The 18,322-nt window shown below is 55.2% G+C and carries 18 protein-coding genes; 15 read left to right on the top strand and 3 right to left on the bottom strand.

Annotated elements, in window-relative coordinates; genetic code table 11:
- The first annotated feature begins 12 nt into the window (after nt 1-12).
- From uhpA to uhpT, 4 genes are all read left to right on the top strand, one after another.
- Nucleotides 13-606 carry a response regulator transcription factor UhpA gene (gene uhpA / locus LY264_RS00165; RefSeq protein ID WP_003023923.1) on the top strand — a complete coding sequence of 198 codons (594 nt, stop codon included), beginning with the start codon at nt 13-15 and terminating at the stop codon, nt 604-606.
- Nucleotides 603-2,105: a signal transduction histidine-protein kinase/phosphatase UhpB gene (gene uhpB / locus LY264_RS00170; protein WP_048215248.1), complete on the top strand. Its 1,503-nt coding sequence runs from the start codon at nt 603-605 to the stop codon at nt 2,103-2,105. The genes uhpA and uhpB overlap by 4 nt, the downstream gene beginning before the upstream one ends.
- Before the next feature lie 9 nt (nt 2,106-2,114).
- The gene (uhpC, locus tag LY264_RS00175; protein ID WP_048227352.1) at nt 2,115-3,443 is read left to right on the top strand and encodes an MFS transporter; all 1,329 of its coding nucleotides are present in this window, start codon (nt 2,115-2,117) and stop codon (nt 3,441-3,443) included.
- A 142-nt stretch (nt 3,444-3,585) separates the two neighbouring features.
- Entirely contained in the window at nt 3,586-4,977 is a 1,392-nt protein-coding gene (gene uhpT, locus LY264_RS00180) for a hexose-6-phosphate:phosphate antiporter (protein WP_048227351.1), read from the top strand.
- Between the two features lie 47 nt (nt 4,978-5,024).
- On the opposite strand, the gene LY264_RS00185 is transcribed toward uhpT, so the two are convergent.
- Nucleotides 5,025-5,930 carry a LysR family transcriptional regulator gene (locus LY264_RS00185; protein WP_048227350.1) on the bottom strand — a complete coding sequence of 302 codons (906 nt, stop codon included), beginning with the start codon at nt 5,928-5,930 and terminating at the stop codon, nt 5,025-5,027.
- 105 nt (nt 5,931-6,035) lie between these two features.
- Here LY264_RS00185 and LY264_RS00190 point away from each other — a divergent pair, with 105 nt between their 5' ends.
- The 3 genes from LY264_RS00190 (at nt 6,036) to nepI (ending at nt 8,438) form a co-directional block, all read left to right on the top strand.
- On the top strand, nt 6,036-6,488 hold the full coding sequence (locus LY264_RS00190) for a DUF1198 family protein (protein ID WP_003827141.1): 453 nt from the start codon (nt 6,036-6,038) through the stop codon (nt 6,486-6,488).
- A gap of 99 nt (nt 6,489-6,587) precedes the next feature.
- Nucleotides 6,588-7,112 (top strand): SRPBCC domain-containing protein, encoded by a 525-nt coding sequence (locus tag LY264_RS00195; protein WP_003827143.1) that lies wholly within the window; start codon nt 6,588-6,590, stop codon nt 7,110-7,112.
- A gap of 141 nt (nt 7,113-7,253) precedes the next feature.
- On the top strand, nt 7,254-8,438 hold the full coding sequence (gene nepI, locus LY264_RS00200; RefSeq protein ID WP_048227349.1) for a purine ribonucleoside efflux pump NepI: 1,185 nt from the start codon (nt 7,254-7,256) through the stop codon (nt 8,436-8,438).
- Nucleotides 8,439-8,494: 56 nt separating this feature from the next.
- On the opposite strand, the gene LY264_RS00205 is transcribed toward nepI, so the two are convergent.
- Nucleotides 8,495-9,877 carry a glycoside hydrolase family 1 protein gene (locus LY264_RS00205; RefSeq protein ID WP_048227348.1) on the bottom strand — a complete coding sequence of 461 codons (1,383 nt, stop codon included), beginning with the start codon at nt 9,875-9,877 and terminating at the stop codon, nt 8,495-8,497.
- A 93-nt stretch (nt 9,878-9,970) separates the two neighbouring features.
- Nucleotides 9,971-10,264, bottom strand: coding sequence for a YicS family protein (locus LY264_RS00210; protein WP_003827149.1), 294 nt, complete (start codon nt 10,262-10,264; stop codon nt 9,971-9,973).
- Between the two features lie 130 nt (nt 10,265-10,394).
- Between LY264_RS00210 and LY264_RS00215 the strand changes: the two genes are divergently transcribed.
- The 8 genes from LY264_RS00215 (at nt 10,395) to dagF (ending at nt 18,312) form a co-directional block, all read left to right on the top strand.
- Nucleotides 10,395-10,811, top strand: coding sequence for a GNAT family N-acetyltransferase (locus tag LY264_RS00215; protein ID WP_003827152.1), 417 nt, complete (start codon nt 10,395-10,397; stop codon nt 10,809-10,811).
- A 90-nt stretch (nt 10,812-10,901) separates the two neighbouring features.
- The gene (dagR, locus tag LY264_RS00220) at nt 10,902-13,700 is read left to right on the top strand and encodes a transcriptional regulator DagR (RefSeq protein WP_048227347.1); all 2,799 of its coding nucleotides are present in this window, start codon (nt 10,902-10,904) and stop codon (nt 13,698-13,700) included.
- A 213-nt stretch (nt 13,701-13,913) separates the two neighbouring features.
- Nucleotides 13,914-14,339 (top strand): PTS sugar transporter subunit IIA, encoded by a 426-nt coding sequence (locus tag LY264_RS00225; RefSeq protein ID WP_048215255.1) that lies wholly within the window; start codon nt 13,914-13,916, stop codon nt 14,337-14,339.
- A gap of 12 nt (nt 14,340-14,351) precedes the next feature.
- On the top strand, nt 14,352-14,837 hold the full coding sequence (locus LY264_RS00230; RefSeq protein WP_003023959.1) for a PTS sugar transporter subunit IIB: 486 nt from the start codon (nt 14,352-14,354) through the stop codon (nt 14,835-14,837).
- Nucleotides 14,838-14,862: 25 nt separating this feature from the next.
- On the top strand, nt 14,863-15,612 hold the full coding sequence (locus LY264_RS00235) for a PTS mannose/fructose/sorbose/N-acetylgalactosamine transporter subunit IIC (RefSeq protein WP_003023960.1): 750 nt from the start codon (nt 14,863-14,865) through the stop codon (nt 15,610-15,612).
- Complete coding sequence (locus LY264_RS00240) at nt 15,609-16,469, top strand: PTS system mannose/fructose/sorbose family transporter subunit IID (RefSeq protein ID WP_165612497.1); 861 nt, start codon at nt 15,609-15,611, stop codon at nt 16,467-16,469. Before LY264_RS00235 ends, LY264_RS00240 begins: the two co-directional genes overlap by 4 nt.
- 3 nt (nt 16,470-16,472) lie before the next feature.
- Nucleotides 16,473-17,582, top strand: a complete 1,110-nt coding sequence (gene dgaE / locus LY264_RS00245) for a D-glucosaminate-6-phosphate ammonia lyase (protein ID WP_071692551.1) — start codon at nt 16,473-16,475, stop codon at nt 17,580-17,582.
- Nucleotides 17,569-18,312, top strand: a complete 744-nt coding sequence (dagF, locus tag LY264_RS00250; protein ID WP_048227346.1) for a 2-dehydro-3-deoxy-phosphogluconate aldolase — start codon at nt 17,569-17,571, stop codon at nt 18,310-18,312. The genes dgaE and dagF overlap by 14 nt, the downstream gene beginning before the upstream one ends.
- Nucleotides 18,313-18,322 lie beyond the last annotated feature (10 nt).

Below are 18,322 nucleotides of genomic sequence, written 5' to 3' on the forward strand. Positions count from 1 at the left end.
CAGGATGAACCCATGATTACCGTTGCCCTTATTGACGACCACCTCATCGTCCGCTCCGGCTTTGCCCAACTGCTGGGGCTGGAACCTGATTTGCAGGTGGTCGCTGAGTTTGGCTCAGGCAGTGAGGCGCTGGCGGGATTACCGGGACGCGGCGTGCAGGTGTGTATCTGCGACATCTCGATGCCTGATATCTCCGGTCTTGAACTATTAAGCCAGTTGCCAAAAGGAATGGCGATTATCATGCTCTCTGTACATGACAGCCCGGCGCTGGTGGAGCAGGCGCTCAACGCGGGCGCGCGTGGTTTCCTTTCTAAACGTTGTAGCCCGGATGAGCTGATCGCGGCGGTGCATACCGTAGCGACCGGCGGCTGTTACCTGACGCCGGACATCGCCGTCAAACTGGCTGCCGGTCGTCAGGATCCGCTCACCAAACGCGAACGTCAGGTGGCGGAAAAACTGGCGCAAGGTATGGCGGTCAAAGAGATTGCCGCTGAACTGGGTCTGTCGCCGAAAACGGTGCACGTGCATCGCGCTAACCTGATGGAAAAGCTGGGCGTCAGCAACGACGTCGAACTGGCCCGCCGGATGTTTGACGGCTGGCAATGAACACGTTCTGTTCCCGGTTAATCACCGTTGTTGCCTGCTTCTTTATCTTCTCTGCTGCGTGGTTTTGCCTGTGGAGCATCAGCCTGCATCTGGTTGAGCGCCCGGAGCTAGCGGTACTGCTGTTTCCGTTTGGCCTGCGTCTGGGGTTGATGCTGCAATGTCCGCGCGGATACTGGCCGGTGCTGCTGGGCGCGGAATGGCTGCTTCTTTTCTGGCTGGCGCAGGAAGTGGCGCTGGTCCATTTACCACTTTTGATGATCGGCAGCTTCCTCACGTTACTCCCGGTGATGTTGATTTCGCGATACCGCCATCAGCGCGACTGGCGCACGCTGCTGTTGCAGGGCGCGGCGCTCACGGCGGCGGCGCTGCTGCAATCGCTGCCCTGGCTTGGGCAAGGTGAAGAGGCGTGGAACGCGCTGTTGCTGACGCTCACCGGCGGATTAACGCTGGCGCCGATCTGCCTGGTGTTCTGGCACTATCTGACCAGCACGACCTGGCTGCCGCTGGGCCCGGCGGTGGTGTCGCAGCCGGTGAACTGGCGCGGGCGGCATCTGGTCTGGTACCTGCTGCTGTTTAGCGTCAGCCTGTGGCTACAGCTCGGTTTACCCGCCGAACTTTCGCGCTTCACGCCGTTTTGCCTCGCGTTGCCGATCATTGCGCTGGCCTGGCACTACGGCTGGCAAGGGGCACTGATTGCGACGCTGATGAACGCCATCGCGCTGATTGCCAGCCAGACCTGGCACGATCATCCCGTCGATCTGTTGCTCTCGCTGCTGGTGCAAAGCCTGACCGGGCTGCTGCTCGGTGCGGGTATTCAGCGTCTGCGCGAACTTAACCAGTCGCTGCAAAACGAATTAGCACGCAACCATCGTCTGGCGGAACGCCTGCTGGAAACCGAAGAGAGCGTGCGCCGGGATGTGGCGCGCGAACTGCACGATGATATCGGCCAGACCATCACCGCCATTCGCACTCAGGCGGGTATTGTCCAGCGCCTGGCGCCGGAAAACGCAGGGGTGAAGCGCAGCGGGGCGCACATCGAACAACTTTCTCTCGGCGTGTACGATTCGGTGCGTCGCCTGTTAGGCCGCCTGCGACCGCGCCAGCTGGACGATCTCACGCTGGAGCAGGCCATCCGCTCATTGATGCGCGAAATGGAGCTGGAAAGCCGTGGCATCGTCAGCCATCTCGACTGGCGAATTGATGAATCTGCACTTAGCGAAAGCCAGCGGGTGACGCTGTTTCGCGTCTGTCAGGAAGGGCTGAACAACATCGTTAAGCACGCCAACGCCAGCGCGGTGACGCTTCAGGGCTGGCAACAGGATGAACGGCTAATGCTGGTAATTGAGGACGACGGCAGCGGCCTGCCGCCAGGGTCGAATCAACAGGGATTTGGCCTCACTGGGATGCGTGAACGCATTAGCGCCCTCGGCGGATCGCTCTCGATTTCCTGTACGCACGGCACGCGGGTCAGCGTGTCGTTACCCCAGCGATATGTGTAAGGCGCGGTCATGTTTTCATTTTTAAAAGCTCCGGCCAGTGCGCCGCTCATTACTGATAAGCGTGAAGTGGATGCTCTCTACCGCTACTGGCGGCGGCATATCCTGACCACCATCTGGCTCGGCTACGCGCTGTTCTATTTCACACGCAAGAGCTTCAATGCCGCCGTACCGGATATCCTCATCAGCGGCGTGCTGACTCGCAGCGACATTGGGCTGCTGGCGACGCTGTTTTACATCACCTACGGCCTGTCGAAGTTTGTCTCCGGTATCGTCAGCGACCGTTCGAACGCCCGCTATTTTATGGGTATCGGACTGATTGCCACCGGCGTGGTAAACATTCTGTTTGGATTCTCCACCTCGCTATGGGCCTTTGCGGTGTTGTGGGCGCTGAACGCCTTTTTCCAGGGCTGGGGATCGCCGGTCTGCGCGCGTTTATTGACCGCGTGGTATTCGCGTACTGAACGCGGCGGCTGGTGGGCGCTGTGGAACACCGCGCACAACGTCGGCGGGGCGCTGATCCCTATCGTGATGGCGGCGACAGCGCTGCACTACGGCTGGCGCGCCGGGATGATGATCGCCGGGCTGCTGGCGATTGTGGTGGGGATTTTTCTCTGCTGGCGGCTGCGCGACAGGCCGCAGGCGATTGGTCTGCCGCCAATTGGCGACTGGCGGCATGATGAACTGGAAATTGCCCAACAGCAGGAAGGTGCTGGGCTGAGCCGCAAAGAGATCCTCACCCGCTATGTGCTGCTGAATCCTTATATCTGGCTGCTGTCACTGTGTTATGTGCTGGTGTACGTGGTCCGTGCCGCGATTAACGACTGGGGCAATCTGTACATGTCGGAGACGCTCGGCGTGGATCTGGTGACCGCCAATACCGCCGTGACCATGTTTGAGCTGGGCGGATTTGTTGGCGCGCTGGTGGCGGGTTGGGGTTCGGACAAGCTGTTTAACGGCAACCGCGGTCCAATGAACCTGATTTTCGCCGCCGGAATTTTGCTCTCCGTTGGCTCGCTGTGGCTAATGCCGTTCGCCAGCTATGTGATGCAGGCCGCGTGCTTCTTCACCACCGGATTCTTCGTCTTCGGCCCGCAGATGCTGATCGGCATGGCAGCGGCGGAGTGTTCGCACAAAGAGGCGGCGGGCGCGGCAACCGGATTTGTCGGGCTGTTTGCTTATCTGGGGGCATCGCTCTCCGGCTGGCCGCTGGCGAAGGTGATGGAGGTCTGGCACTGGACCGGATTCTTTGTGGTGATCGCTATTGCGGCGGGAATTTCCGCGCTGCTGCTGCTGCCGTTTTTAAATGCCCAGGCTCCGCGCGAACTCAACGAAGCGTGATGTACCTCACCTTTTTGTCCCGAGTGGAGCAAAACTAAGAAATTTTCCCGGTTTCACCTGGACGCTGTCTCAGGCGCGTCTTCCGGCTGATTTTTACAATGCCTGCCATTCGCAGGTATAAAAATTAGCTCGGGAGTGTCAAATGCTGGCCTTTCTCAACCAGGTGCGCAAGCCGACCCTGGATCTGCCGCTCGATGTGCGGCGCAAAATGTGGTTCAAACCGTTCATGCAGTCCTATCTGGTAGTCTTTATCGGCTACCTGACCATGTACCTGATCCGCAAAAACTTCAACATCGCGCAGAACGACATGATCTCCACCTACGGGCTGAGCATGACGCAGCTGGGGATGATTGGCCTGGGCTTCTCCATCACCTACGGCGTGGGTAAAACGCTGGTTTCCTACTACGCGGATGGAAAAAACACCAAGCAGTTCCTGCCGTTTATGCTGATCCTCTCCGCCATCTGTATGCTCGGCTTCAGCGCCAGCATGGGCGCGGGTTCAACCAGCCTGTTTTTGATGATCGCTTTCTACGCGCTGAGCGGTTTCTTCCAGAGTACTGGCGGCTCATGTAGCTATTCCACCATTACTAAATGGACGCCGCGTCGCAAGCGGGGTTCCTACCTCGGCATGTGGAATATCTCCCACAACCTCGGCGGTGCGGGTGCGGCGGGCGTGGCGCTGTTTGGCGCTAACTATCTGTTCGACGGTCACGTCATCGGTATGTTTATCTTCCCGTCGATTATTGCTCTGATTGTTGGCTTTATCGGCCTGCGCTACGGCAGCGACTCCCCGGAATCTTATGGCCTCGGTAAAGCCGAAGAGCTGTTCGGTGAGGAGATCAGCGAAGAAGACAAAGAAACCGAAGAAAACGAGATGACCAAATGGCAGATCTTTGTTGAGTACGTGCTGAAAAACAAAGTGATCTGGCTGTTATGTTTCTCGAACATCTTCCTGTACGTAGTGCGTATCGGTATCGACCAGTGGTCCACAGTCTACGCCTTCCAGGAGCTGAAGCTTTCCAAAGAAGTGGCGATTCAGGGCTTTACCCTGTTCGAAGTGGGCGCGTTGGTCGGTACGCTGCTGTGGGGTTGGCTCTCTGACCTGGCGAACGGTCGTCGTGCGCTGGTGGCCTGTGTAGCGCTGGCGTTGATTATCGCCACCCTGGGCGTTTATCAGCACGCCAGCAACCAGTACGTTTATCTGGCTTCGCTGTTTGCGCTGGGCTTCCTGGTGTTTGGCCCACAGCTGTTAATCGGCGTTGCGGCAGTCGGGTTTGTGCCGAAAAAAGCGATCGGCGCAGCCGATGGGATTAAAGGCACTTTCGCTTATCTGATTGGTGACAGCTTCGCCAAGCTCGGTTTGGGGATGATTGCCGACGGCACGCCGATTTTCGGGCTGACCGGCTGGGCAGGCACTTTCGCCGCGCTGGATGCTGCCGCTATCGGTTGTATCTGCCTGATGGCCATCGTGGCTGTGTTTGAAGAACGTAAAATTCGCCGCGAGAAAAAGATTCAACAATTGAAAGTAGCTTAAGTTAAGTGTGCATTGGTAACTTTTGCCCGCCTTAATGGCGGGCTTTTTTATGCTCTAAACTGGCTGGTTTCATGTACCAGATTGCGCAGCCACTGATGAGCGGCATCGCGATGCGTGCGTTCATGCCAGGCCATGCTTTTTGTAAAACCGGTTATGGGCAGCGGGGGCGGTAAAACGTGCATACGGGTGTCGTCATACGCCAGACGGGCAGGAACAACGGCAATCATATCACTGATGGCGAGGATGTCCGGCAATACCAGGAAGCTGCTAACCGACAAACCAATCTGCCGTTGGCGTCCGACGCTTGCCAGTGCCTCATCGGTGACGCCCCAGAAACTTTCACCCTCATAAGAAACCAGCACATGCTCCAGCGCGCAGAAGCGATCGAGCGTCAGCGGTTGCCCCGCATCAGGATGCGCATGACGCATGAGACAAACGTACTCTTCATCATATAACGCCCGGCTATGCAGGTTGTCGGGCGTGGAATCCGGCGTCAGCAACGCCAGGTCGATTTTCCCCTGCTCAAACTGTGTGGTGAGCAGCACTGGCTCAACCGGGATCACTCGTACACGAATGCCCGGTGCGCGCACGCGAAGCGCGGCAATAAATGGCACGATAACCGCTTTGAGCGCGTAATCCGTAGCGGCGACGGTAAAGGTGAGCGCTGCGGTGAGCGGGTCAAATTGTGTCGGTTTAAGCAGGATATCGATATCGCTGAGGATCTGTTTGACCGGGGCGGCCAACTGTTGGGCACGCAGCGTCGGAACAATGCCATGCGGTGTGCGACTAAACAGCGGATCGTCAAAATAGTCGCGCAGGCGGTTGAGCATACCGCTTACCGCAGGCTGGGTGAGCGACAGCCGCTGCGCCGCCCGGGTTACGCTGCGTTCATCCAGCAGGGCATCCAGCGTTTTTAACAGATTGAGATCGAGCGTTCTGATATCAGATTTCATGATGTCTGCCTGCGAGTTCGATAAGTCACATTATGACACGTTCAGTCGTCGACAGAGGTGAATTTGCCGCTATGATGGGCGTCCTGTCTGGTAATGGATGTGTGCATGATTTGGATAATGCTGGCCACGCTGGTGGTTGTTTTTGTGGTGGGATTTCGGGTGCTAACGTCCGGGTCGCGGCGGGCAATTCGCCGTCTGAGCGAGCGGCTGAACATTGATGTCGTGCCGGTAGAATCGATGATCGATCAGATGGGAAAAGTACAGGGTGAGGCTTTTTTACAGTACCTCCACCGTCCTGATGAATCGCATCTACAAAATGCCGCCCAGGTGCTGTTGATCTGGCAAATCGTTATTGTCGACGGCAGTGAGCAGAACTTGTTGCAATGGCACCGCTGGCTGCAAAAAGCCCGGCTGGCTGCACCGATTACCGACGCGCAGGTGCGTCTGGCGCTCGGTTTTCTGCGCGAGATGGAGCCGGATATGCAGGAGCTTAATGCGTTCCAGATGCGCTATAACGCCTTTTTCCAGCCCGAGGATGGCGTGCACTGGCTGCACTGATATCAAAATTTATGATGACGACTATTTTGAATCGTCATTATCTTTATATCTTACGCGAAAGCATGATGTACCTCGTTAACTCACACAACGAGGTACATCATGAATCAAGCGACTCAACAACGTGCAATTATCTGGCCTGCAGCGTATCTGCCGGGGACGACTGATAACTTTGCTTCAAATGAAATTATCGTTGCCGGACTGAGCGCCCGTGCCGTCTGGGCACAGCTTAATGACACAACGCGCTGGCCGACGTATTACAGCAACGTGGCGGATATCCGTTTTCACGACGGTTCCGGTCCATTGTTAAGCATGGATGCCCGTTTTCGTTTTACGACTTTTGGTTTCCCCATCGAAGCGCAAATCACCGAGTATGTGCCGCCGGTTGACGGCCAGGCCGCGCGTGTTGCCTGGCATGGCTGGGCGGAAGGCGATGCCACTACACGTCTGGATGTGATCCACGCCTGGCTCTTTGAGGATTTACCCGGCGGGCGCGTACGTATTCTGACCCAGGAATCACAAATTGGTGTTCCGGCACAAGAACTGGCACGTACGCTGCCCAATCCGATGATCAACGGTCACCAGGAGTGGATAACCGGCCTGGCCCGGGCTGCGCGTGACGCTTAATTGAGTCAGAAAGGGCTCTCTGTCCTGGGCCGGATAAGGCGCAGCCGATCTCTGGTGAATAGTTGTCAAAACGTTAATTACGTCACAAATTTAATGTTACACAGCGTAACTTTTCTACAATAACCCCACGCAGGTAACAAAATGAGTGAAGCTGTTGAACAAAAATCCCGCGCTGAGGCAAATTCCCGACCTAACTGGTCGGCGGTATTTGCCGTGGCGTTCTGCGTTGCCTGCCTGATAACCGTTGAATTTCTCCCCGTTAGCCTGTTAACGCCGATGGCGCAGGATTTGGGGATTTCTGAAGGCGTGGCCGGACAATCGGTGACCGTGACGGCATTTGTCGCCATGTTTGCCAGCCTGTTTGTGACGCAAATTATTCAGGCGACCGATCGTCGCTATGTGGTGATTCTGTTTTCGGTGCTACTGACGCTTTCCTGTCTGCTGGTTTCCTTTGCCAATTCTTTTTCGCTGCTGCTCGTTGGCCGCGCCTGCCTCGGTCTGGCGCTTGGCGGCTTCTGGGCGATGTCGGCGTCGCTGACCATGCGTCTGGTTCCTGCACGTACGGTGCCGAAGGCGCTGTCGGTTATTTTTGGCGCGGTGTCCATCGCGCTGGTGATTGCCGCGCCGTTGGGAAGCTTTTTGGGCGGCATTATCGGCTGGCGTAACGTGTTTAATGCGGCGGCGGTAATGGGCGTGCTGTGCACTATTTGGGTGGTGAGAGCGTTGCCTTCGCTGCCGGGTGAACCTTCGCATCAGAAACAAAACATGTTCAGCCTGTTGCAGCGTCCTGGGGTGATGGCCGGGATGATTGCCATCTTCATGTCCTTTGCTGGTCAGTTCGCCTTCTTTACCTATATTCGCCCGATCTATATGAATCTGGCGGGCTTTGACGTTGATGGCCTGACGCTGGTGCTGCTGAGCTTCGGTATTGCCAGTTTCGTTGGTACGTCGTTCTCGTCGATGATTTTGAAGCGTTCGGTCAAACTGGCGTTAGCCGGTGCGCCACTGGTGCTGGCGCTCAGTGCGCTGGTCCTGATCCTATGGGGCAGCGACAAAGTGGTCGCGGCGGGTATTGCGATTATTTGGGGGCTGTTGTTTGCGCTGGTACCGGTCGGCTGGTCGACGTGGATCACCCGTTCGCTTGCCGATCAGGCAGAAAAAGCCGGATCCGTCCAGGTCGCCGTGATCCAGCTTGCCAATACCTGCGGGGCAGCGGTGGGAGGCTATGCGCTCGATACCCTCGGACTGCTGTCGCCTCTGATGCTTTCCGGCAGCCTGATGCTGCTGACGGCGCTTTTGGTTACGATGAAGGTCAGGATTCAGTGAAAACAGTTGCCGGATGGCGCATCGTTTTCAGTCAACACTGTCATCCGGCAACTTAATCAATCAAAACCATTATTTTCGGCGGTATGGGCAAACCATTCGCCGCTCTTTTTCACTGTGCGTTTTTGCGTTTCTAAATCCAGCTGGACAAAACCGTAGCGGTTTTTATAGCCGTTGAGCCATGACCAGTTATCAATAAAGGTCCACATATGGTAGCCAAGACAATGACAGCCTTCGCTAATGCCTTTATGTAGCCATTTCAGATGCTCAGCAACAAATTCGATACGGTAGCTGTCGTTAATTTGCCCTTCCTGAATAAAGCGCTGTTCGTTTTCTACGCCCATACCGTTTTCTGAAATAAAGCAGCGTGGGTTACCGTAATTATCGCGAAGATTGGTAATAATATCGTAAATACCCGGCTCATAAATTTCCCAGCCGCGATAAGGGTTCATTTTACGTCCCGGCATTTCGTAGTAATCAAACAGCCACTCCGGCATAAATGGCGCATTCGGATTGACTGCCGTATCGCGGCATTTCACACGACGCGGCTGATAATAGTTAATCCCCAGCAGGTCGATTTTGCCGTCGGCGATCAACTGCGCATCGCCTGGCTGGCAGGCCGGAAGCTGATCGTACTCTTTCAGCAATGCCACCAGATCCGCCGGATATTCCCCTTTCAGTACCGGGTCGAGGAAGCTGCGATTAAACAGCAGATCCGCATGGTGCGCGGCTTTGACATCTGCCGGATGCTGCGAGCGCGGATACGAAGGCGTCAGGTTTAATACCACGCCAATTTCACCGTCATGGTTTGCATCACGATACGCCCGCACCGCCGTCGCATGCGCCAGCACGGTATGGTACGCCACGGTGGCCGCACGTTTGAAATCCACCACGCTAGGGTAATGGAAGTCATACAAATAACCACCTTCTACCGGAACAATCGGCTCGTTGAAGGTGAACCAGTGCTTAACGCGGTTGCCGAACAATTTGAAACACGTCTGTGCGTAGTGGCCAAACGCCTCGACCACTTCACGGTTTTCCCAGCCGCCTTTTTCCTGCATCCCCATCGGCATGTCGAAGTGGAACAGAGTGATAAATGGCGTTATGCCTTGCGCCAGCAGCTCGTCGATGACGTTATCATAGAAATCGACGGCCTCAGGATTAACCTCACCGGTGCCGTCCGGGATCAGGCGTGACCAGCTCAGAGATGTACGGAAGCTGTTGTGTTTCAGCTGTTTGAGCAGTGCGATGTCCTGTTTCCAGTGCTGATAAAAGCCTGAGGTGTTCGCCGGGCCAACCCCCTGATGGAAACGACCTGGCTGGCGGTCGAACCACACATCCCACGTGGTCTGGCTTTTGCCGCCGTTCAGGCTATCTCCTTCGGTTTGTAGCGCCGAGCAGGCACTGCCCCACCAGAAGTTTTCAGGAAAACGGTATCGCATATTGTTGCTCCATTGCTATTTATCTGTTCTGGCAACAATACGTGTTTTTACGATACAGAAACCGGTTACAGTGCTCATTTTACAACATAATGGCTATAAATCCGGGCATTCAACTTTGCCAAGCGCTTCCCAGTAGTTGTTTTGATTGTTTCTTTGAATTGCCAGAATGGCTTCGCGGATGTGCTGCTGATTACGCGTATCAGCCATAATCGTTTTTTCCCACACCTCATCAGATGGCGACCCTTGCGGGGTGCAAATCTTACGCAAATCCTTCATAACAGTATTCTTTTCGTGTACAGCCTGCAGACTGCCATAAGCCGAGTCGGCTTGCGCCAGACCGGGTAGCGTGAAAAGGACGGCAATAATCGGAAAAATGACTCGTTTCATGATAATAATCCTTGTTGTCTATGCGCATCATCTCAAGAGTAAGTGTAGACGGCATACGACTCACTCATCACCCTGTGTTAATGTCTAAAAATAAATCAGCCAGAAGTTGTAGTTATTTCAGTAGGATAGGATGCAAATACAGATTACAGATACGATTACCGAAGACGATCAAAATGCCCTGCTTGCCGGATTGCGCGCTTACAACCGGCAGTTTCTCAGAACCACCAATTTTGGCGACCTGGCGGTGTACTGGCGCGATGAGCGCAATGACATTCTGGGTGGGCTGATCGGCAAAATCAAAGGCGAATGGCTGTGCATTGATTTTCTGTGGATGCATGACTCGCTGCGTAAAGGTGGTTACGGCACAAAATTGATGCAGGCCGCAGAACAGACGGCGCGTGAGAGAGGATGCCTGCATGCGCTGGTGGATACCATGAGTTTCCAGGCGCTGCCGTTTTATCAGAAAAACGGCTATCAGCTGCAAATGACCCTCGATAACTTCCCGGAAACCGGTTCCGCGCGCCATTATTTGTCGAAAACGTTTTGATGACCGGAAGGTCTGGATGCCGCCTCACTTTCTTGCGCAGCATAATAGTGTATGTTCTGAACAATCATTTATTTCTTAAGCGGTAAAGAGATGAGACGGATTGAGATAATACTGGGAGAGCTGGAACGGCTGACGCGAGGACTGAATCTTGCCCATCTGGCGCAGGAAACGGCGTTCACGGCGGAGGCCATCGGCTTCAACCTCGGGCTGGCGCGCAACTCGGTCAGTAAAGATCTCAATCAGCTCTGGAACGACGGCCTGGCGATTAAAAGCCGCGGGCGCCCGGTATTCTTTCTGCATCGTCAGGCGATTGAAGCGCTGCTGGGGCGTAAATTAGATGAGTCCGAGCGTGAAGTGCAAACCGTTGCCGACCTGTTGCCTGTTCAGGAAAACCAGGCGACAGACGATCCCTTTTCCAGCCTGATTGGTTACGATCGCAGCCTGCGCGATGCGGTGGAAAAAGGCCGCGCGGCGGTGCTGTATCCCCACGGACTACATGTTCTGCTGACCGGTCCCTCCGGCGTGGGTAAAACCTTTTTTGCCGAACTGATGCACAGTTTCGCCTGCGAACGTGCACCGGGAACACCTCCACCGCTGGTCTATTTCAACTGCGCGGAATACGCGCATAACCCGGAGCTGCTCTCATCGCACCTGTTTGGTCATCGACAGGGAGCGTTTACCGGTGCAAACGAGAATAAACCCGGTCTGGTCGAACAGGCTGATGGCGGCTATCTCCTGCTCGATGAAGTGCATCGTCTGCCGTATGAAGGTCAGGAAAAGCTGTTCTCTATTCTCGATAAAGGTGAATACCGGCCGCTGGGTTCAAGCGCCGTGGCGCGTTCAATCTCGGTTCGCCTGATATGTGCGACCACCGAACCGGTAAGTTCGGCGTTGCTGCGCACTTTCCAGCGACGTATTCAGGTATGTATCGATCTCCCCGACATTCGCCAGCGTTCGGTCGAAGAGCAGGTTGAGCTGATCGTTGGTTTCTTACAGCGTGAGAGCCGCAAAATCGAGCGTACGATAAGCATCGACCGTACCCTGCTGCTCTGGCTGCTGAACAAGCCGCTGGAAGGCAATATTGGTCAGCTCAAGAGCGACATTCAGTTTCTCTGCGCCCAGGCCTGGGCCTCGGGGATGACGGAGCACAGCGATACGCTACAGTTGGATAAACGTCTGACCGAGATCCCCTTTAACGCCACGCCGGAACAACGTCTGCTGGTTGGGGCGCTGTTCGAAGGCAAAGAGCACCTGAGCATCGATGCCCGCACGTTGCCGGCACTGAAAAATTCGCTGGCCACCGGAGCCGAAATTGAAGAGAGTGATCTCTTTTACAGCTTCCTGACCCGGGAATATATCAACCTGCGTAACAGCAACGTACCACCTGCTGAAACGCTGGCAATCCTCAAAAACAAACTCAGCTCGATTTTTGAATATGGTCTCTACAGCCGCGACAGTGTGGCGCATCCCCCGCGCTATGGCGATCAGATTGAAGAGCGAGTTACACTGCTGATCGGCTGCGTTGAGCAGGTGCTTGGTTTTACGCTGCCGGAAAATCTGGTAAACCCGCTGCGCAAACACTTTCTGGCGCTGATTGGCTACGTGCAGCGCGGCCTTATTCCGCAACTTTATTCTTCCAGCCTGATCCTCGATCGCTGCAAAGATGAATACGAAAACGCCACGCTGTTATGCCGAAAAATCAATGAACTGCTGCATATTCAGTGTCCGGCGACGGAGGTGGTCTGGCTGTGCCTGTTCCTCAAAGAGTGTCGCCATTACCGCCAACGGATAGACGCCAGTCCTGACTGCGGGGTGATTTTGATTGCCCATGGCGCCACGACCGCCACAAGCCAGGCGCAGTACGTGAATCGCGTGCTGGAGCGCGAGGTGTTCAGCGCTATCGATATGCCTTTCGAGCAGTCAGTGCATGACACGCTGGAAGCTCTGACACAGATGATCCAAACCCGGCAGTATCGCCGATTGATCCTGATGGTGGATATTGGCTCGCTGGTCCATTTTGGCAGTACGATCAGCAAATTATTCCAGATAGACGTTCTGCTGATGCCCAACATCACGCTCACCAGTCTGCTGGAAATAGGGTTGGATTTAAGCTACGAAACCAGCGACTTGCCGCAGCTGGCGGCGTTGATGCAGAGCAAAAATATTCCCTGTCAGCTCTGTACGCCACAGCAGGAAAACAGCGGTAAAGTGCTGGTCATTTCTTGCATTACAGGGATGGGAACAGCAGAAAAAATCAAAAAGGTGCTGGAAGAGAGCTTCGGTGAGTTGATGTCGCAGGATACGCGGATGGTGATCCTCGATTACAACGAAGTTCGCAGCCTGGAGCGTGTTCAGCAGGCGATTAACGCCAGTGAACGTCTGGCGGGCATAGTGGGTACTTTCCAGCCAGGACTGCCGGATATTCCGTTTATCTCGCTCGAGGAGTTGTTCTCTGAGCAAGGCCCTGAGCTGGTGCTCAGCCTGCTGACGCCAGATCTCTCCAGCAGCGAACGCCGGCTGGAGATGGAACGTAGCGCGATGCGCTTTATCAGCGCGTTGACTATGGAGAGCATCATTAACCATATTTCGGTGCTCAACCCGCAGCGTATTCTGAAAGAGATGGAAGGCGTGCTGAATAATCTGACCGCTGCGCTGTCGCTCAAACCGAGCCGTCAGGTGACACTGCGCTTCCTGATCCATTGCTGCTGTATGGTCGAGCGTATTGTGATTAACCGCAAACCGTTACAGATGGCGCTGGAGAACAAGCCGGATCTGGATGTTCGTGCGTTTAGTGTCATTAAATCCGCTTTTCTGCCGATTGAAGAGGCCTATGCCATTCGGTTATCGGACGCGGAATATATTTATATCTACGAACTGTTGTATAGCTAACCCCTTGTCTGGCGGGGCGTTACGTCCCGTCAGCCTCCACCACTCCCCCGCGTGACACAAATTCTGGCACAGCCTTTGCTCTTACTTTGATGAGTTTGCCGGATGGCGGCATAAAACGCCTTATCCAGCCTACAAAAGCACTTCCCGTAGGCCTGATAAGCGAAAGCGCCATCAGGCATTGCAAGTCTCATGTAATCGAGCCAGGAGGCCATTTTGACTACCACTGAATCCTTGCCCCAGATCCTGCTGCTGACCCATGGCGGCTGGGGGCAACAGCTTTGCAACAGCCTGCGCATGGTGATGGGCGAAATCAAAGGCGTAACGGAAATCGCGTTGATGCCTGTTGATACGCTCGGCGAGTTTTATCAACGCGTCGAAGCCGTGGTGAAAACCATGCCGGAAGGCTCACTGATTCTGACCGATTTTATTGGCGGCACCACCTCTAACGTGGCCGCGCGGCTGAGCGCCGATTACCCGGTGGCAGTGATTTCCGGGCTGAACGCCTCTTTGTTACTGGAGGCGCTGGACAAACGCGAGCATGGCCAATTGACCACCTGCGTGGCCGATCTGGTCGAGGCCGGGCGTAGTAGCTGCCTGGACGTTGTTGCCCACGTACGTCAATTACAACAATCACAATAAGGAATAAACATCATGGCAAACATCGTTTTATGTCGTATCGATAGCCGTCTGATTCATGGACAAGTGGTGACCAAATGGGTTGGGCAATCTCAGGCAAACCGGATTGCAGTGGTCAGCGATGAGCTGGATGCCGATCCGTTTATGAAAAACATCTACCTGATGGCCGCGCCGCCGAACATCAAAGTGGATTGCTTTGGTAACCAGAGTTTTGCCGCCGCATGGAAAGAAAACCAGCTTGGTGACGGCAAAGTGCTGGTGCTGTTCCCCTCTCTGGCGGCGGTTCAGGAAGCGGTCCAGTTGGGTTTTGATGTCACCACCATTCAGGTCGGTGGGCTGGGCGGTGGGCCAAACCGCAAAGCGGTATTCCAGAACATTACGCTGGATGAAAAAGACGTCGGCATTCTGAGCGACCTGAAAAATCGTGGGATTCAGGTGTTCTTCCAGACTATCCCGGAAGATAAGCCTCAGTCGCTGGACGATATCCTGAAAAAATTCTAATTCTTTGATAACAGGGTACTTAATTATGGATACTTTAGTCTTCGCAAGCCTGATGGGGTTGTATTACTGGTTTGCCCGATTACGCCTTGGCTACACCTTCTCCGCCATGCTGCTACAGCCAGTGGTGATTGCCGTATTCGTTGGTCTGCTGTTAGGCAACATGGAAACGGCGATGATCATCGGTGCAGGTATGCAGCTGGTTTATCTCGGCGTGACCTCCACGCCAGGCGGCAACGTCCCGTCGGATCCGGCGCTGGCTGCCTGCATTTCAATTCCTATCGCCGTGAAGGCCGGAATGGACCCGAACCTGGCTATCGCACTGGCGATCCCGTTTGGCGTTATCGGCGTGTTCCTCGACCAGTTGCGCCGCACGCTAAACGCGGCGTGGGTACATATGGCCGACAAGCATGCGGAAACGGCAAACATGGCGGGCATTATGCGCTGTGCGTTCCTCTACCCGGCTTTGCTCGGGCTGGTACTGCGTTTCCCGGTGGTCTTCGCCGCCAACTATTTTGGTCAGGACGTTGTGGAAAGCTTCCTTAAGCTGATGCCGCATTGGCTGACGCACTCCTTTGAAATTATGGGCGGCATTCTGCCGGCGCTGGGCTTCGCCATCACCATTATGGTGATCGGTAAAAAGAGCCTGCTGCCATGGTTTATCGGTGGTTTCTTTGCGGTGCTGTACCTGAAGGTAGACATCATGGCGATGGCAATCTTTGGTACCTGTGTGGCCTTCCTCATTAAAGGTCTGGCGAAAAATGAAGGAGCAGCATGATGAGCAGCGATGTAATGCAGCATGAACTGGTGGAGCGCGCGCGTGAAAGCGGCACGTTGACCAAAGCAGACATCACCAAAGCCTGGTTTATCTACTGGCTAGGCGCGGAAGTTTCCAGCTCCTATGAACGTTTGCAAAGCCTTATTTTCTGCGCCTCAATGACGCCGATCATCAAAAAACTCTACCCGCAAAAAGAGGAGCAGGTTGAAGCGCTGAAACGCCATTTGAACTTCTTTAACTCGGAGCAGACGTTCGGGGCGGTGATTCAGGGGATCTCCATTGCGATGGAGGAACAGAAAACCCGCGGCGAGCCGATCAGCGACGCCTCAATTACCGGGATTAAAACCGGGTTGATGGGACCACTGGCCGGGATGGGGGACTCCATCATCTGGGCCGCCGTGATGCCGCTGTTAATTGCTATATTCATCCCGTTTGCGGCGAATGGCAGCGCGATGGGCGGAATTGTACCGTTAATTCTCTATCCTGCTATTACGCTGGCAATCAGCTATGGCATGGTTCACAAAGGCTATACGCTGGGGCGTGACTCGATAATTGGGCTGCTGCAGGGAGGGCGAATAAAGGAACTTATCTACGGCGCTAACGTGCTGGGTTTGATCATGATGGGCGCGCTTTCTGCAAGCTACGTCAAGATCACCACGCCGTTAAAACTTAGCGCCCTGAAAGGCTCTGAAGTTGTGGTCCAGCAAATCCTCGACTCTATTGCCCCCGGCCTGTTGCCGCTGGCGGCGGTGTTCACCATCTATTTCTATCTGGTGAAGAAAGGACCGCGTTACACAACGATTTTACTGTCGATTGTCGCGCTCAGCGTGGTTTGTTCGCTGCTGGGAGTACTGTAAGCCATGACACAGAATATCTACCAACAATTGGGGCTAAAACAGGTCATTAACGCCTGCGGCAAGATGACGATTCTGGGTGTTTCCAGCGTAGCGCCGGAAGTAATGCAGGCCACCGCGCGGGCTGCTTCAGCCTTTGTTGAAATTGATCGGCTGGTGGACAGAGCTGGAGAACTGGTTTCCCGCTACACCGGGGCTGAAGACAGCTATGTCACCTCCTGTGCATCGGCGGGCATTGCTATCGCTGTTGCCGCCGCCATTACTCGCGGCGACCAGGCGCGAGTCTCGCTGATGCCGGACAGCGCAGGTATGGCCAATGAAGTGGTCATGCTGCGCGGGCATAACGTTGACTACGGTGCGCCCATCACCAGCGCCATCCGTTTGGGCGGCGGGCGGGTGGTGGAGGTTGGCTCAAGTAATCTGGCGGCCCGCTGGCAGCTGGAGAGCGCGATTACCGATAGCACCGCCGCGCTGCTGTACGTGAAATCGCACCACTGCGTGCAGAAGGGGATGTTGAGCATTGCGGATTTTGTGCAGATCGCGCAGGTTCACAACCTGCCGCTGATTGTCGATGCTGCCGCCGAGGAGGATTTACACGCATGGGTGGCGAGCGGGGCGGATATGGTGGTCTACAGCGGGGCAAAAGCTTTTAACGCGCCGACCTCCGGATTTATCACCGGGAAGAAACAGTGGATTGCCGCGTGTAAAGCGCAGCACCACGGGATTGCCCGGGCGATGAAAATCGGCAAAGAGAATATGGTTGGGTTGGTGTATGCCCTGGAAAACTACCATCAGGGACAAACCGTGGTCACCACCGAAGAGCTCCGCCCCGTGGCGCAGGCGATTTCAGAGATTCGCGGACTGGATGCGGATATCGAGCAGGATGAGGCCGGACGCGCCATCTGGCGGATTCGTATTCGGGTGAATGCGCAGGTGCTGGGAATGGATGCTTACGCTGTAGAAGCGCACCTGCGTGAGGGCGATATCGCGATCTACGCTCGCCGTTACAACCTTCATCAGGGCGTCTTTAGCCTTGACCCGCGTACGGTCGCAGAAGGGGAAATGGCGCTGATCGTGGCCCGATTAAAGGAGATTGCAGAACATGCAACACATTAATTTTTATCGTAATAAAGTGGCTATTAACGTGCTGGCGAAGGATATCGCCAATGCGCGGGAAATCTATGATGCTGCCGAAGGCCACGCGGTGATTGGCATTCTTTCGGCGCAGTTTTCCTCGGTTGAGGAAGGTATTCTGGAAGTAAAACGTTGGATGAACGACGTGCCGTCGATTTCTGTGGGGTTGGGGGCCGGTGACCCGGCGCAGTATTACAAAGCGGCGATGATTGCCTCACAGGTACATCCAGCACACGTCAACCAGACCTTTACCGGTTGCGGGTTTGCGGCAGGCGCCTTGGCGGCAACGGGCGGTGAACAGACCCATATCAACGCGTTAGTCAGTCCCAGTGGCACGCCGGGGGACGTGTTGATCTCGACCGGCGTCAGCAGCAGCCAGGGCACGCCAGCCCGCGTTTCCTGCGATGCAGCGGTCCGTATGATGTTGGATTCAGGAGCCCATGCGGCGAAGTTCTTCCCAATGGGCGGTGAACAGTCGCTGCCTGAGCTATATGCACTGGCGACGACAGCGGCGAGAAACGGCATGACGCTGATTGAACCGACCGGCGGTATCGATCTCGATAACTTCGGCGTTATCCTGCAATCCTGTCTGGAGGCGGGAGTACCGCGCGTCATGCCGCATGTTTACAGCTCGATTATCGACCCACAGACCGGTAATACCCGGCCTGCAGACGTCGTCAGGTTGATGGAGATAGTTAAAACCCTGGTGTGATGTTGCTATC

Source organism: Citrobacter portucalensis (genome assembly GCF_023374935.1).
GTDB classification, from domain to species: Bacteria; Pseudomonadota; Gammaproteobacteria; order Enterobacterales; family Enterobacteriaceae; genus Citrobacter; species Citrobacter portucalensis.